This window comes from Psychrobacter sp. NZS113, assembly GCF_015864825.1.
Classification (GTDB): domain Bacteria; phylum Pseudomonadota; class Gammaproteobacteria; order Pseudomonadales; family Moraxellaceae; genus Psychrobacter.
In genome coordinates this window covers 13,745-28,437 of sequence record NZ_JADYWL010000004.1, presented here as the reverse complement: position 1 = coordinate 28,437, position 14,693 = coordinate 13,745, and the positions used below count along the sequence as shown (strand labels likewise).

General features: G+C 41.1%; 12 protein-coding genes. 8 read left to right on the top strand and 4 right to left on the bottom strand.

The annotated features are described in order from the left end of the window. Window positions 1-161: 161 nt before the first annotated feature. From I6E61_RS06965 to I6E61_RS06955, 3 genes are all read left to right on the top strand, one after another. Window positions 162-446, top strand: a complete 285-nt coding sequence (locus I6E61_RS06965; protein ID WP_197132150.1) for a SlyX family protein — start codon at window positions 162-164, stop codon at window positions 444-446. A 209-nt stretch (window positions 447-655) separates the two neighbouring features. Continuing rightward, entirely contained in the window at window positions 656-1,837 is a 1,182-nt protein-coding gene (locus tag I6E61_RS06960; RefSeq protein WP_197132147.1) for an OmpP1/FadL family transporter, read from the top strand. A gap of 404 nt (window positions 1,838-2,241) precedes the next feature. Beyond that, window positions 2,242-3,558 carry an OmpP1/FadL family transporter gene (locus I6E61_RS06955; RefSeq protein WP_197132145.1) on the top strand — a complete coding sequence of 439 codons (1,317 nt, stop codon included), beginning with the start codon at window positions 2,242-2,244 and terminating at the stop codon, window positions 3,556-3,558. Window positions 3,559-4,111: 553 nt separating this feature from the next. Here I6E61_RS06955 and putP read toward each other — a convergent pair. Both putP and I6E61_RS06945 read right to left on the bottom strand, forming a co-directional pair. Further along, window positions 4,112-5,611, bottom strand: coding sequence for a sodium/proline symporter PutP (putP, locus tag I6E61_RS06950; RefSeq protein WP_197132143.1), 1,500 nt, complete (start codon window positions 5,609-5,611; stop codon window positions 4,112-4,114). A 498-nt stretch (window positions 5,612-6,109) separates the two neighbouring features. Continuing rightward, window positions 6,110-6,982 (bottom strand): LysR family transcriptional regulator, encoded by an 873-nt coding sequence (locus I6E61_RS06945; protein ID WP_110922529.1) that lies wholly within the window; start codon window positions 6,980-6,982, stop codon window positions 6,110-6,112. A 447-nt stretch (window positions 6,983-7,429) separates the two neighbouring features. Between I6E61_RS06945 and leuC the strand changes: the two genes are divergently transcribed. The 5 genes from leuC to I6E61_RS06920 all read left to right on the top strand — a co-directional run bounded on the left by leuC (window position 7,430) and on the right by I6E61_RS06920 (window position 13,247). Further along, window positions 7,430-8,848: a 3-isopropylmalate dehydratase large subunit gene (gene leuC, locus I6E61_RS06940; protein ID WP_197132141.1), complete on the top strand. Its 1,419-nt coding sequence runs from the start codon at window positions 7,430-7,432 to the stop codon at window positions 8,846-8,848. A 42-nt stretch (window positions 8,849-8,890) separates the two neighbouring features. Continuing rightward, entirely contained in the window at window positions 8,891-9,541 is a 651-nt protein-coding gene (gene leuD, locus I6E61_RS06935) for a 3-isopropylmalate dehydratase small subunit (protein ID WP_194197110.1), read from the top strand. A 139-nt stretch (window positions 9,542-9,680) separates the two neighbouring features. Further along, window positions 9,681-10,433, top strand: coding sequence for a hypothetical protein (locus tag I6E61_RS06930; RefSeq protein ID WP_197132138.1), 753 nt, complete (start codon window positions 9,681-9,683; stop codon window positions 10,431-10,433). Window positions 10,434-10,600: 167 nt separating this feature from the next. Beyond that, window positions 10,601-11,704, top strand: coding sequence for a 3-isopropylmalate dehydrogenase (gene leuB, locus I6E61_RS06925; RefSeq protein WP_197132135.1), 1,104 nt, complete (start codon window positions 10,601-10,603; stop codon window positions 11,702-11,704). Between the two features lie 421 nt (window positions 11,705-12,125). Continuing rightward, a complete protein-coding gene (locus I6E61_RS06920; RefSeq protein ID WP_197132133.1) occupies window positions 12,126-13,247 on the top strand; it encodes a L,D-transpeptidase family protein in 1,122 nt (373 codons plus the stop codon). 241 nt (window positions 13,248-13,488) lie between these two features. Here I6E61_RS06920 and infA read toward each other — a convergent pair whose 3' ends face one another. After that, on the bottom strand, window positions 13,489-13,710 hold the full coding sequence (gene infA, locus I6E61_RS06915) for a translation initiation factor IF-1 (RefSeq protein ID WP_021814850.1): 222 nt from the start codon (window positions 13,708-13,710) through the stop codon (window positions 13,489-13,491). A gap of 121 nt (window positions 13,711-13,831) precedes the next feature. After that, a complete protein-coding gene (truA, locus tag I6E61_RS06910; RefSeq protein WP_197132131.1) occupies window positions 13,832-14,671 on the bottom strand; it encodes a tRNA pseudouridine(38-40) synthase TruA in 840 nt (279 codons plus the stop codon). Window positions 14,672-14,693 lie beyond the last annotated feature (22 nt).

The following is a 14,693-nucleotide window of genomic DNA, read 5'->3' as shown; positions in this document are numbered from 1 at the left end:
TGCCACTACGTGACTGTAGTGCGTGTAAATGGTTTTATACACACTATTTATAGCACCTGTTTTAAAAGCCTTACTTTTTAATAGCGGCAATATACTGGTTAGTTATTTGCTTATGTAACCAATCCTACTAGCTTCATATTTACGTTAACTCAGAGAAAGACATGAATCAATCTAACACTCAAGACAATGCCCGAAATGATGCTCAAATCGATGAATCAGCTATGCAGGATGAATTACAAACACAACAAGTTATTGACTTGCAAATGAGCATGGCACATCTTGAGATGACAGTAGAGAGACTCGATGCGGTGATTGCACGTCAAGATAGGGATATTCAGACATTACAGCGACAATTGCAGCTGATTTATAAGCAAGTGGATAGTCAAGATACAGAAACTGGCATTGCACCGTTTGATGTGATGGCAGACAGACCGCCTCATTACTGATAGATATAAACATTGAACAATCCATAAAATTATATTCACATATTTACATAAAGGAGCTTTATTGTGACTATATGGTCATAATGAAGAAATAATGTATTCTTATAGTTGTTTTAATGTTCGAAAATCATTACTATTCTCTATCTCGGATGCTGTCTACTCGTCAAAAATGGGTATAGCAGTAAAACAATGCGGACGTTTGGAGACATATAATGCGCAACACCTTTCATTTAAAAACTCTTACAGTAGCTGTTGCTGCGCTTTCTATTACTAGCATTGCTAGTGCTGCTGGTCTTGATCGTTCAGGTCAGGATATCACTGCATTTTTACAAGATGGTACCTATGCCGAAGCCGTCTATACCTATATCGATGCTGATGTAACAGGCAATGACGCCTCAGGTAATAGTATTGGTGACATTGCAGAGTCTTATGATTCCTTTCGTTATGGTGTAAAAGCCGATATCAATGATACTTTCAGTGTTGGTATCTTATATGACGAGCCTTTTGGCGCAGCGGCTGACTATAGTGGTAGTAACAACTTCGTAGATGCAAGTGGTGAAGGTACGAATGTAGAAGTACGTACTGAAAACATTACTGGTATTGTTGGAATGAAGTTTGGCGAAAATAAAAATTTCCAAGTATATGGCGGTCCAGTGGCCCAGCGCGTTGAAGCTGATGTAAAGCTGCGTGGTACGGCCTATAGTGCCGCTAATGGTTATACGGCCCATATTGGTACAGATCAAGAATATGGCTATATCGCTGGTATTGCCTATAGCAAGCCTGAAATTGCATTGAAAGCTGCTTTAACCTATCGTTCAGAAATTGAGCATACGGCTAATGTTGCTGAAAGTTATCCTGCTGTAGCAGCGTTAGGACTTGGTACTAGAAGTGGCGATATTGATATTACTACCCCTGAGTCAGTAAACTTTGATTTCCAGACTGGTATTAATCCTACGACTTTAGTCACAGCAAAAGCACGTTGGGTACCATGGAGCAATTTTTCAATTGTACCGTCATTATATAATGACGTTAGCAAGCTGAACCCTGCTTATCAACCAGATGGCTTGCCACTAGTAAGCTATGATGAAGATCAATGGCAGGTAGAACTAGGTTTGGCGAAGCGCTTAGCGCCAGCTTTAGCAGTAAGCGGTACCGTTGGATGGGATAGTGGTGCTGGTAATCCTGTGACCTCTTTAGGCCCTACTGAAGGTTACTATAGTGCAGGTTTAGGTGCCAAGTATAATGTCACTGAAAACTGGGCAGTCTCAGCTGGTGGTAAATATTTGTGGCTTGGTGACGCTGATGGTCAAGTGCCAACTGGTGACACTGTTGCTAACTTTGAAAACAATGACGGTTTTGTACTTGGTGTGAAGGTTTCTTACCAAGCGCTATAAGAGATATGTCCATCATGTTGTTAAATGTATAATTTAACAGTAAAAAAAACGACCCATAATGGGTCGTTTTTTTGTGCCTGCATTACTATTTTTAGAGAAAGTAAGCGCAGGCTATAGTGGTTTGACTGCGGCCAAATTTGTATTTAGCTGCGATACCTTAGTAATAATGACAATAGTTTAAATAATCATCATATCTCAAAAATATATACCAGCATTATATTTATATGGTATTTGTACTGAACAGTCATAATTGGGAAATAAAGCACTTTAATTGTTGTTTTAGTGTCAAAAAGGCATTAGTATTCAACTTAGGACACGACTTTGATAACCTCAATGTTAAGCGCAACAATGCTATGTATTGATTGTTAAAGTAGTATTACAACAAGGACCGTTGGAGATATACCATGCGCAAGAACTTTCATCTAAAAACCCTCGCAGTAGCCATTGCTACTCTTTCTATAGCTAGCGTAACGAACGCAGCTGGTCTCGATCGTTCAGGTCAAGATGTCACCGCCTTTTTTCAAGATGGTATCTATGCTGAAGCGGTCTATACCTATATTGATGCTGATGTCAGTGGTTACGATAGCTCAAACAACAATAATAGTACCAACGAATATGTACAGGGCGATAAAACGGGTGATATCGCTGAAGCTTATGACTTTGCTCGTTATGCCGTAAAAGCGGACATTAATGACACTTTTAGTATTGGCGTTTTATATGATGAGCCCTTCGGTGCAGCTGCTGAATACACTCAAAGTAATTTTGTTGCAAGTGAGAGCTTTGGTGAGTCTGCCGGTAAATTAGTAGCCGATGGCGTTGATGGGCAAACTGCAGGTGCGATAGCAACAGCTGAAGCCACTGGTGCCGGTGAGCATACCAACGTTGAAGTACGTAGCCAAAGCCTTACAGGCATGCTTGGTATGAAATTTGGCGCTAACAAAAACTTCCAAGTTTATGGTGGCCCAGTTGCCCAACGTATTCAGGCAGAAACCAAGCTACGTGGACTGGCTTACGGCCCTGCTAGTGGTTATACCTCAACCAGTAATCCTGATATGGATTACGGTTACATAGCAGGTGTTGCCTATTATAAGCCTGAGATTGCTCTAAAAGCGGCGCTAACATACCGTTCTGAGATTGAACACAATGTAGATATAGCTGAAACCTATCCTATCAGATCTATTATTTCTGGAGGCGCACTGTCAGCTAGTCAGAGTAGTAATTATGAGATTACAACTCCCAAATCCGTCAACTTTGATTTCCAGACAGGTATTAATCCGACGACACTAGCCACAGCAAAAGTACGTTGGGTACCTTGGAGTGACTTTGTTATTACGCCACCATTATATAACGAAGTGAGTCAAGCGAATTATGGTCCAGATGGCCTAAATCTAGTTGAGTATGAGGATGATCAGTGGCAAGTGGAGCTTGGTTTGGCGAAGCGTGTAGCACCAGCACTTGCTATTAGTGGTACGGTGGGTTGGGATAGTGGGGCTGGTGATACAACGACCTCACTAGGTCCTATCGACGGCTACTATAGTGTCGGCCTTGGTGCAAAATACAATGTGACTGAAAACTGGGCAGTATCAGCCGGTGGAAAATACTTATGGTTCGGTGATGCTCAAGGCGCCTTACCAACTGACAAAATTGTTGCTGACTTTGAGGACAATGATGGCTTTATCCTGGGTGTAAAGGTTTCTTACCAAGCCGCACAAAGCTTTTAACGACAGATAGTACCATTTAAAGTAAAAAAAGCGATCCATGAGGGATCGCTTTTTTATAGCGTTTTTTATGTGAATTCTCCTATACATAGAGTGATAGAGAATAATAGAATATTATTTTTAGTATAAAAAATACTGATTGATGCAATCGATATAAATAAGTCTAAGGCAGATGATAAGTTACTGTGGGTTAGGTAGACTGAAGACATAGAAGGCTTAAGATAAACTGCAGTGTTTCAGTTTATACGTTCATGAGGTCATTTCCGAAGTGTACTACTCAGATTGGATGCTATAACGAGTTATTGATGAAGTTGTTATATGATAGTCCGAAAGGCTAGTTGTCGACTGTTTCTGTCCTCTCTCGATAGAGGTATTGTCCTTGTCATTGCAAGATTTTGGCATTGCCACTATATGGTAGGTCTGGAGCAATAAGCCCAAAGTGAATTGATTTAAGTTCTAGTTGCTTTTTATTTTCGTATTAATTCCAGTCAACAAAAAACCTCGCCAATCATGGCGAGGTTTTTTTATTGCGATAAGCTAAAAGTGCTAAACAAATTTATTTGTTTAGGTTCAGCTCCATCTCTTCGAACTTAGCAGATACTGAAGGTCTTGGCCCACCAGTCATAATACTAACAGCAAAGATTGCGATGGTACTTAATATAAAGCCTGGAACGATAGCATATAACCAGCTATTCAATGCCATACCATTCATCTCGAACGGACCATATATCCATAGGATAACGGTCAAAGCACCAATTACCATACCGGCAACTGCACCGTTGCGGTTCATACCACGCCATATCAAGCTAAATATAACCAATGGTCCAAACGCTGCGCCAAATCCAGCCCATGCATTAGATACAAGGCTTAATACAGAGCTTTCAGGATTAGACGCGAGTAAGATTGATACCAAAGCAACGGCGACTACAGAAATACGTCCAACCAATACTTGGCGAGCTTCAGGTGCTTCCTGATCAAAGAACAATTTGTACACATCTTTGGTTAGTGAGCTTGATACGACCAATAGCTGTGAAGAAATCGTACTCATAATAGCGGCTAAGATAGCAGCTAATAAGAAACCTGATACCAATGGATGGAATAAAAACTGAGTGAATACTAAAAAGATAGTTTCAGGATCGTCTAATGTCATGGCCGTCTTTTGTACATAAGCACGACCAGCAAAACCAGTCATCAATGAACCCACAAGACTGACTACCATCCAGCTCATACCTATATTACGCGCAGTAGGCACGTCTTTTACTGAGCGAATCGCCATAAAACGAACAATAATATGAGGTTGGCCAAAATAACCTAAGCCCCATGCCATCAGAGAAATGATACCAATAACTGTCATACCACTAGTAATGTCTAGCAAACTTGGATCAATGTTTCTAACAGCCGTTGTGGTAGCAGAAATACCGCCTAAGTCTGTAAAGGCAACAACAGGTACGATAACCATGGCAAAAAGCATGATAACGCCCTGCACAAAGTCGGTCATTGATACGGCTAAGAAACCACCAAATAAGGTGTATGCAACAACGACACTTGCTGTGACCCATAGGCCTGTGCTGTAAGAAAGGTTGAGTGAGCTTTCGAATAATTTACCACCACCGACTAAGCTGGCCGCGGTGTAAACAGTGAAGAACAAGATGATAACCACGGCTGAAATAACTCGTAGCATATGTGATTTATCTTCAAAGCGGTTGGCGAAGTAATCGGGTAGGGTAATAGCGTTGTCAGCCACTTCGGTATAAACACGAAGGCGCGGTGCTACGATGAGATAGTTTAAGAATGCACCAAGTGTCAAACCAAGGGCAATCCAAATACTGACCACACCATCGGCGAACATATAACCAGGTAGGCCAAGTAATAACCAACCTGACATATCTGACGCACCTGCTGACAATGCAGTAACTGCTGGTCCTAAATTACGACCCCCTAGCATATAGCCTTCAGTATCATTGGCTTGCTTAAAATAAGCGTAAATACCAATCCCAATCATCACTAAAAAATAGGCGCCGAGTGATATCAGCACGCCACTAGAAACTCCGTTCATATAAATGATCCTTAACCAACCATGTTGGCTGTAATTATTTTTAACTATAAATATTAAGTGTTACAAGACGATGTCCAAAACAATATCTAAAGACAAAAAAAGCCATTAAGTAGGACATAATGGCTTTTATTTAATATCTGTTGTTAGTTTTATATGATTGATGCTTTTCTAGGGCTAATACCAATTAAGCAGTTATCTGAGAGCAATAGAAATATTACGCTCTTTCCATCTGTCTTAATTACTCGCATCTGCTTGTTATATATCAATATCAGCCGCCTGTATAACCAATCATTTAAAACCATCAAACCTACTACTAACCATCATATCTTACTAGAAGTCTTCAATGTATGACTATCAGTGTTCTTATGGTAAGTTTTTGTTATATAGACAACGCCGAGTGTATTATAACGTATGACTGACGCAAATGCGAATAGCGTGTTTTTTTACCTGATTAATTGTCCCAATTGTAACTATGAAAATGTACTTTGAGAGTCACTTTTATTCGATAGGTGCAAGCAAGTCTAACAATGCCGTTACACTGCTAGATTGTGTAAGTTTTGGATTTATGACGACACCTAAATGACGCTGTAGCTCAACGTTATCGGCCATATCGATACGTTCCAAATCTTGACTGATCATGGTTTGCGGTAACACAGACCAACCAAGCCCAACAGAAACCAACATGCGAATAGACTCAAGTGGATTAGTGCTCATCGTGGCATAAGGTTTGAGATTGTGCTTAGCGAATTCAGCCAATGTAATCTGACTGGTAAAGGTGTTGGCTGATGGCAAAATAGCAGGATAACGTGCTAATTGCTCTAAAGTGACATTAGATTTGGTCGCTAAAGGCGATAAAGTGCCTGTCATAAAGTAGAGAGGATCTGACCATAGCGTATGGTAGGTCAAGCGCTTATCATAAACAGGTGGCAGCGTGACGAAGGCCAATGACAAATCACCATCTAACACGGCCTTATGTGCTTTTTCTGAATCGACAAAATGCACTTCTAATTGCACTGCAGGATAAGCTTGAATAAAGTGTTTAAGCACAGGCGCTAGATGATGTAAGCCTATGTGATGACTGGTACCGATGACCAGTTTGCCAGATACAATATGTTGAGAGTGTTGTAAGTTAATTTTGAAATTTTCATAATCTTCTAACCAACGTTTGGCATGTGGTAGCATCTCATTGGCGGCTTGTGTCGGTACAATCCCGCGTCCTACTGTGTCAAACAACGTAATATTAAATTCATCTTCTAGATTTTTGATGCGTTTACTGACAGCAGGCTGAGTGATAAACAGCTTTTCAGCCGCGCCTGAAATACTGCCTGTATGCATAACAGTGACGAATGTTGTTAGGTTTGTGGTGTTCAAGCGGATGTCCTTAGCTACTTATCGAGCTATAAATAAAAGTTGGCTGGCCTAATCACAATGTATTAGAAATAAAAGTTTGCGTCTGGTTAAAAATCATCAATTATTATTATAGGATTAGCCTGCTATAATCACAAGACATCAGGACGTATTGTGACATATTTATTAGATTAACTTGATAAATGACGCTATAAAACTTGTTTTGAGCCTCAATTGCAGCAATAAATATAAAAATATAGAAAATCATTATTTTTTATTTATAGAGTAGAAATGTTCTGATAGATCTATTTTGATGAAAGTATTGATTGAAAAGTGTCAGTTTTAAGCCAATAGGCATTGATAAGAAAATACCAGCAAGCCGTTATACATAAATTTTAAATAGAATCCTCGTTTATTATGGTGTAAGCCATCGAGTAATTAAGTAGCTAGCAACCAATAAAGGATAGCAACATGGCCAGTCAAACGTTATATGACAAACTTTGGAACGCTCACGAAGTCACTAAACGTGATGATGGTTCGAGCCTCATTTATATCGATCGTCATCTACTGCATGAAGTGACAAGTCCGCAAGCATTTGAAGGTTTGGAATTGGCCAATCGAGCGCCATGGCGTTTGTCTGCCAATATCGCGAGTCCCGATCACAACGTACCCACAGTGTCTAAAGAGCGCCTAGAAGGTGTATCTGGTATCAAAGATAAGGTATCACGCTTGCAAGTGGTCACATTGGATGATAATTGTACCAAATTTGATATCGCTGAATTTACGATCAACGACGCTCGTCAAGGAATTTTGCATGTTGTTGGTCCTGAGCAAGGTCTTGTATTGCCAGGTATGACAGTCGTTTGTGGTGATTCGCATACAGCGACCCATGGTGCCCTTGGCTGCTTGGCACATGGTATCGGTACGTCTGAAGTTGAACATGTATTGGCCACCCAATGCCTGATTCAGAAAAAATCAAAAAATATGCAAATTCGTGTGTCCGGTCAGCTAGGTGCTGGCGTGACCTCGAAAGATGTTGTATTGGCCATCATCGCAAAAATTGGTACAGCGGGTGGCACAGGCTACGCGATTGAATTTGCTGGGCAAGTATTTGAAGAGATGAGTATGGAAGGTCGTATGACCGTCTGTAACATGGCCATTGAAGCCGGTGCTCGCGTAGGGATGGTTGCGGTCGATGACATCACTATCGACTATGTGAAAGGTCGTCCTTATGCGCCAACAGAATCACAATGGCAACAAGCTGAAGCATACTGGCGCACATTGTATTCAGATGATGATGCAGTATTTGACAGCGTGGTCGAGATTGATGGTAGCCAAATAGCACCGCAAGTGTCATGGGGTACGTCACCTGAAATGGTCGTCGATATTACTCAGTCAGTACCAACACCTGACCAAGCTGTGGATGAAGCGCAAGAAGAAGGTTGGTTACGTGCCTATACTTATATGGGTTTAGAAGCAGGTCAAAAAATTACCGATATCCAGCTAGATCGTATCTTTATTGGGTCGTGCACCAACTCACGTATCGAAGATTTGCGTGATGCAGCAGCGGTGATTAAAGGTCGTAAAGTGGCTGACAATATTAAAGAAGCTATTGTGGTTGCTGGTTCTGGTCAAGTGAAGTTACAAGCAGAAGCAGAAGGTTTGAATACCTTGTTTACGGATGCTGGATTTGAATGGCGTGAGCCGGGCTGTTCTATGTGTTTAGCCATGAATGCCGATAAGCTTGAGCCACAAGAGCATTGCGCCTCTACGTCTAATCGTAATTTTGAGGGTCGTCAGGGTAATGGTGGTCGTACGCATTTGGTTAGCCCAGCGATGGCAGCAGCAGCAGCATTGGCCGGTCACTTTGTAGATGTACGCACATTCTAAGACGGATACGCATCAATAAAAATATCATTGATAGGGAATTTTATGCAAGCTTATAACACCCAAACCGGTATCGTTTGCCCTTTAGATCGCGCAAACGTCGATACCGATCAAATTATCGCAAAACAGTTTTTAAAATCTATTAAACGTACAGGGTTTGGCGTCAATTTGTTTGATGATTGGCGCTATCTCGACGAAGGCTATCCAGGTCAGGACAATAGCACACGAATTATCAACCCAGACTTTATTCTCAATCAGCCACGTTATCAGGGCGCTAATATCTTGCTGGCACGCAGAAACTTTGGCTGTGGCTCTAGCCGTGAGCATGCACCGTGGGCGCTTTCAGAATATGGCTTTCGTACGGTTATTGCACCAAGCTTTGCCGATATTTTTTATAACAACTGTTTTAAAAACGGCATGCTCCCAATTGTATTGGCGGAAGACATCGTCGATACGTTGATGAAAGCGACCGTTGCCAATGAAGGCTATGAGCTGACGGCTGATCTTGAGCGTCAGGTCGTTATTACGCCAACAGGTGAAGAGTACGCTTTTGAAGTGGACGATTTCCGTAAACACTGCTTGCTAAATGGTCTTGATGATATCGGCCTTACCTTGCAGCAAAGTGATGCTATCAAAGAGTATGAGCAACAAATGAAGCAAAAAACGCCTTGGATCTTTAACGAAGTGCGAGCTTAGACAATCAATTGATAGTTATTGCCTATAAAACTGCTGAACAACAGTAATGTGGCGTTGAGTTATGGCGGCGAACTGGCTAAAATGAAGTATGGTTTTGTAAAGTATTTTATTATTTCACTTATGAATAGTAGCCGTCATTATGAATAAAAAACGTTATGTTTTATGGTCAAGTACAATTGTTGCTGCCAGCTTGTGGTTGTCAGGCTGTCAGCTCATGAGTGGCTATCAGAAAATAGATGAGGCAGAAAACGCAACAGCGTGGGCAGGTAAGATTCAACCTGTTGCTGGTGAGGTGAATATTGCTTGCATAGGCACTTATCATTGTGAAATTGCGCGAATAGATAAAGTACCAGTAATAGGTACTGATACTCATGAGCCTATTAACTCTGCGATGGTTGTTGCGATGACAGCAGCGAGTGATAATGGAACAAGTGGTAGTGGGACAAATTATAATAGTAATAAACCTGCAAAAGTCACTATGAAAATGGACATGACACCGATAGCTCATAAAAACGAGATAAAAATTGTCCCTTTGTCTGCATCAGGTATCGCAGGTCTAACCAATTATTATGCACGGGTAAAGCCAGCCAAACGAGAAGTACAAGTGAATTTTTATCCAGAAAACAACTTGGGTTACGTTGAGCGTTTTGCGATGATTCATGATTTTGTAGAGGCGGATACTTATCAGCTTCGAGCTTATCAAAAGAAATCTAGCGATAACTCAGGTAGTTTATTAGACACTGCATCACCAGAACCTCTGTGTGTCGATCTATATCAAGGAAATAGTGTAAAGCGCCGCTTTTGTAAAGAAATTGGTGCTGAGCATCAAGGCGAGTTTGTAGAAACGCGTCTCACTAATGCTATGCCTGCACCGTCAAAAGCGAAAGCTTAACAGTTAGTAAAGTCAGTGCATTAGTCTCTTAATATTAATGCGGATAATCATGCAAGCAGATATATCGCAATTTTTGCGTAGCTCATCGCATGAGTGGTTGATTTTAAAAAATATCATTAGCTTATAGCAATATTATAAATAAAACTTACTTACCCCCAAGGATCAGTATGGCAACGATTTTAACATTAGCAGGCGATGGTATTGGCCCTGAAATCATGACTCAAGCCATTGATGTGCTTAATGCTGTGAACGATAAATTTACATTAGGTTTGATACTTGAGTCTGGATTGATTGGTGGCGTGGCTATTGACGCCACTGGCGAGCCTTTACCCGATGAGACTTTGGCGCGCGCACGTGCTGCAGATGCCGTATTGCTAGGCGCTGTTGGCGGCCCTAAATGGGATAGTATTGAACGTAGCAAACGTCCTGAACGTGGTCTGCTGAAGATTCGTGGTGAGCTTGGTTTGTTTGCTAATCTACGTGTGGCAAAGCTTTATCCACAGCTTGCTAATGCATCTAGTATCAAGCCTGAAATTATCTCAGGTTTAGATTTGCTTATTGTTCGCGAACTAACAGGTGGTATTTACTTTGGTGAGCCGCGTGGTATTCGCACATTAGAGAATGGCGAGCAGCAAGGCTATAACACCATGGTGTATAGTACGAGTGAGATTCAACGTATCGGTAAAGTGGCTTTTGAATTGGCAAAAACACGTGCGCAAGCAGCAGGTACAGCGCCGAAAGTTTGCTCAGTGGACAAAGCAAACGTATTGGAAGTCACAGAGCTGTGGAAGCAGACGATGATCCAGATGCAACAAGCGGACTATAGCGATGTAGCGTTATCGCACATGTATGCTGATAATGCTTGTATGCAACTTATTAAAGACCCTAAGCAGTTCGACGTGATGGTGACGGGCAATATGTTCGGTGATATCTTATCTGATGAAGCGGCGATGCTAACGGGCTCTATCGGTATGTTGCCATCAGCCAGTCTAGATGTGGCAGGTAAAGGGATGTATGAGCCATGCCATGGCTCAGCACCTGATATCGCAGGACAAGATAAAGCCAACCCATTGGCGACCATCTTATCTGTTGCGATGATGCTGCGTTATACCTTTAAGCAAGAAGAAGCCGCTAAAGCCATTGAGCAAGCGGTCAGTGATGTGCTTGATGATGGTCTACGTACGCTTGATATTTTAGACAGTAGTGAAGCCGGACTTAAGCAAGTAGGTTGTATAGAAATGGGTCAAGCAGTATTGGCTAAACTGGTTTAACCCATGCCTTTGTGATGTAGCTTGAAATTTTCTTCGTCTGATTTTTAGACTGTATCATTTTAACCTTCATAGATTTTTGTATTTGCAAACCCATAATTTGCTAAGCAGATTATGGGTTTTTTCGTGCTTGTCTGAGATTTTTACTAGCCGTAACATACTAGTTCACCAAGTCGTAAAAAAGCACTTGTTTTAACACAGCTACCGTCAGGCAAGGCTTCCATTAACACAAAGCTGTTATATGCTCACAGAAGAATATGGCAATATTGACGAATGATAAATAGATAGAGGTATTTATCACATTATAAGGAGATCAATAGAAAAAGTTTTATAACCATTAAAATTTCGAAAGTCTAAAAATAATAGCGTATTCATAATAAAAACTGAAAACAAAAAAAATTTTATCAAAAATCAGGAGTGTTACATGTACCAATTAAAAAAATTAAGCACAGCGATAGCAATGACTGGACTCTGTGCAGTCGTTTTTATGGGGCAAAGTATTGCAGCAGAACCAACTAATAGCATGATTGCAGATAATAGCGCTACAGCTCCAACAGAAGTGAGTCCAGTGACTAATGGGATAAGCCAAAAGTTAACAGGAGATAGCAAAGCTGTGACATCACTAAATAAGCTATTGCCTACCATAAAATACACAACTGAAAATCTATCAGACACTGCAAAAAAAGTGAATGCTATCAATTGGTCTGCAGGTGCTGCCGTAGATCGTAACATGGGAACAAAACTGCAAGCCTTATTGAATTGGCATCACAATGGGGTAGGATCTGTCGATGGATACTGGGGAAAAAACACCCGCAAAGCCATGCAGGCATTTCAAAATGCGAATGGCCTGACCGTAACTGATACGTTGAACAATGAAACGTGGCAAGCACTGATTAAAAATGAAAAACTTATAGCCCAACCAGTATTAGTAAATTATCAGCTAACTGATACAGATGTAAACGTCAAGACCACGACTATACCGGCTGATTCTGTTGCCAAATCCAAGCTTGAAGGAATGTATTATGAAAGCCTCACTGAAGCGCTCGCAGAAAAATTCCATATTAGTGAGAGGTATCTAAAATCTCTCAATCCTAATGCCAGCTTTACTGCTGGTGAAATAATTACAGTATATAACCCTGGCAACCCGAATACCAAGCCTGTTAGCCGAGTAGTCGCCGACAAGGACACTGAAACACTCTATGCTTATGATGAAGACAATAAATTAGTCGCTAGTTATCCGACGACAGTGGGTAGTACAGCGACACCGTCGCCCACAGGCACGCATACAGTAAAGGTGAAGGTGAACGAGCCTAATTATACCTATACAGGCAATGACGGCCGTAAGTCTATAATTCCGCCAGGCCCTAATAATCCAGTTGGTTCGGTATGGATTGGACTGAGTAAACCAACTTATGGTATTCATGGTTCACCAGACCCTGATCGTATCAGTCGTCAGGCTTCAGCTGGCTGTGTGCGTTTAACCAACTGGGATGCACTTAGTCTGTTAGGTGTGATCAAGAACGGCGCAACCGTCGAATTTAGTTAAAAATAAAGAAGCTAAATCATAAAAAACAGACAAAAAAATACCGCTGATATTGAGCGGTATTTTTATGGTAAAAACAAACGTCAAACAACTAAAATATTGATAGGCAATAATGAGTAGGTTAGCATTTTCATTATTATTATCAGTTAAACTACTCAAACATTTATACCAGTGATAAAAGTGTCATTCGACAGCTGGCTGTGTTTATATAAATGCTTTTATAACCGTTTTAGTTGGTAAGAAATTAGTTTTTGCCACGATAAGTAATACGACCTTTAGACAGGTCATAAGGCGTCATTTCGACCTTAACTTTATCACCAGTCAAGATACGGATATAATGCTTACGCATTTTACCAGAGATGTGCGCAATGATTTCATGTCCGTTTTCTAAACGAACTTTGAACAAAGTGTTAGGAAGGGTGTCAATGACTTCGCCTTCAAATTCGATAATATCGTCTTTTGCCATAATTTGTATCAATCAATTAAAAATAAGCCCATATTATACGTAAGTTAGCAGGTTAAAGCAATACGGAACCGGGTTTTGACTTGACAGTCTGTAAGTGATATGTATGCCAGTTCACATTAATTTAGTTAGGCAAATTTAGCCAAATAGGCGTCAAAGGTACCTTCGGTAATATCTGCTGGAAACGTTCAGGGTAATAAGCGTTAATGAAGTACAAGCCATCACCAGAGGCTGTTGGCGGTGCAATCGTACGATCTTTTTTATGCAAAATATTCATAAAATCATCTGGCACTAACTCATGCCTACCGATGGCATATAAAGTACCCATCAAATTACGAACCATATGATGTAAGAACCCATCCGCTTGAATATCAAACACAATAAACTGACCGTGTTCAAAAAGTCTAGCATGGCTGATGGTCCGCACTGGCTGATTAGATTGACAAGCTGCGGCACGGTAACTACTAAAATCGTGAGTACCAACGATATCGGCTGCCGCCAGTTGCATTGCTGCTAAATCGAGCGGCTCATAGATATGAGTGACTTGATGATTGAGTATCGCAGGGCGCTGTGGTTGGTTGAGAGTAATGTACCGGTAACGACGGGCAATGGCGCCAAAGCGCGCATGGAAGTCAGCAGGCATCGGTTGAATCCAGCGTAGAGCAATGTCGTCAGGTAGCAAGCTGTTCACGCCACGTAACCAGTTATGAGTAGGGCGATAAGCGTGCGTCGTAAAATGAGCAATCATATTACTGGCATGGACGCTTGCATCAGTACGCCCAGCTGCGATGACTTCTACTGATTCGTTGGCAACTTTGCTAATAGCCGTTTCTAGTGCTTCTTGTACACCCATTACTTCTCGTTGTCGCTGCCAACCATGATAATGTGTGCCCAAAAACTCAATAGCAATCGCTAAGGTATAAATTGGTGAACGTTCAGACTCGATGATTTCAGTTTCAGACATGGTGGTTTTTAAACTTATAAAA

Excerpts from the sequence above, each read along its gene's own strand:
- I6E61_RS06965 (WP_197132150.1), top strand. The coding sequence starts at position 162 with ATGAATCAATCTAACACTCAAGACAATGCCCGAAATGATGCTCAAATC.
- I6E61_RS06960 (WP_197132147.1), top strand. The coding sequence starts at position 656 with ATGCGCAACACCTTTCATTTAAAAACTCTTACAGTAGCTGTTGCTGCG.
- I6E61_RS06955 (WP_197132145.1), top strand. The coding sequence starts at position 2,242 with ATGCGCAAGAACTTTCATCTAAAAACCCTCGCAGTAGCCATTGCTACT.
- putP (WP_197132143.1), bottom strand. The coding sequence starts at position 5,611 with ATGAACGGAGTTTCTAGTGGCGTGCTGATATCACTCGGCGCCTATTTT.
- leuC (WP_197132141.1), top strand. The coding sequence starts at position 7,430 with ATGGCCAGTCAAACGTTATATGACAAACTTTGGAACGCTCACGAAGTC.
- leuD (WP_194197110.1), top strand. The coding sequence starts at position 8,891 with ATGCAAGCTTATAACACCCAAACCGGTATCGTTTGCCCTTTAGATCGC.
- I6E61_RS06930 (WP_197132138.1), top strand. The coding sequence starts at position 9,681 with ATGAATAAAAAACGTTATGTTTTATGGTCAAGTACAATTGTTGCTGCC.
- leuB (WP_197132135.1), top strand. The coding sequence starts at position 10,601 with ATGGCAACGATTTTAACATTAGCAGGCGATGGTATTGGCCCTGAAATC.
- I6E61_RS06920 (WP_197132133.1), top strand. The coding sequence starts at position 12,126 with ATGTACCAATTAAAAAAATTAAGCACAGCGATAGCAATGACTGGACTC.
- infA (WP_021814850.1), bottom strand. The coding sequence starts at position 13,710 with ATGGCAAAAGACGATATTATCGAATTTGAAGGCGAAGTCATTGACACC.
- truA (WP_197132131.1), bottom strand. The coding sequence starts at position 14,671 with ATGTCTGAAACTGAAATCATCGAGTCTGAACGTTCACCAATTTATACC.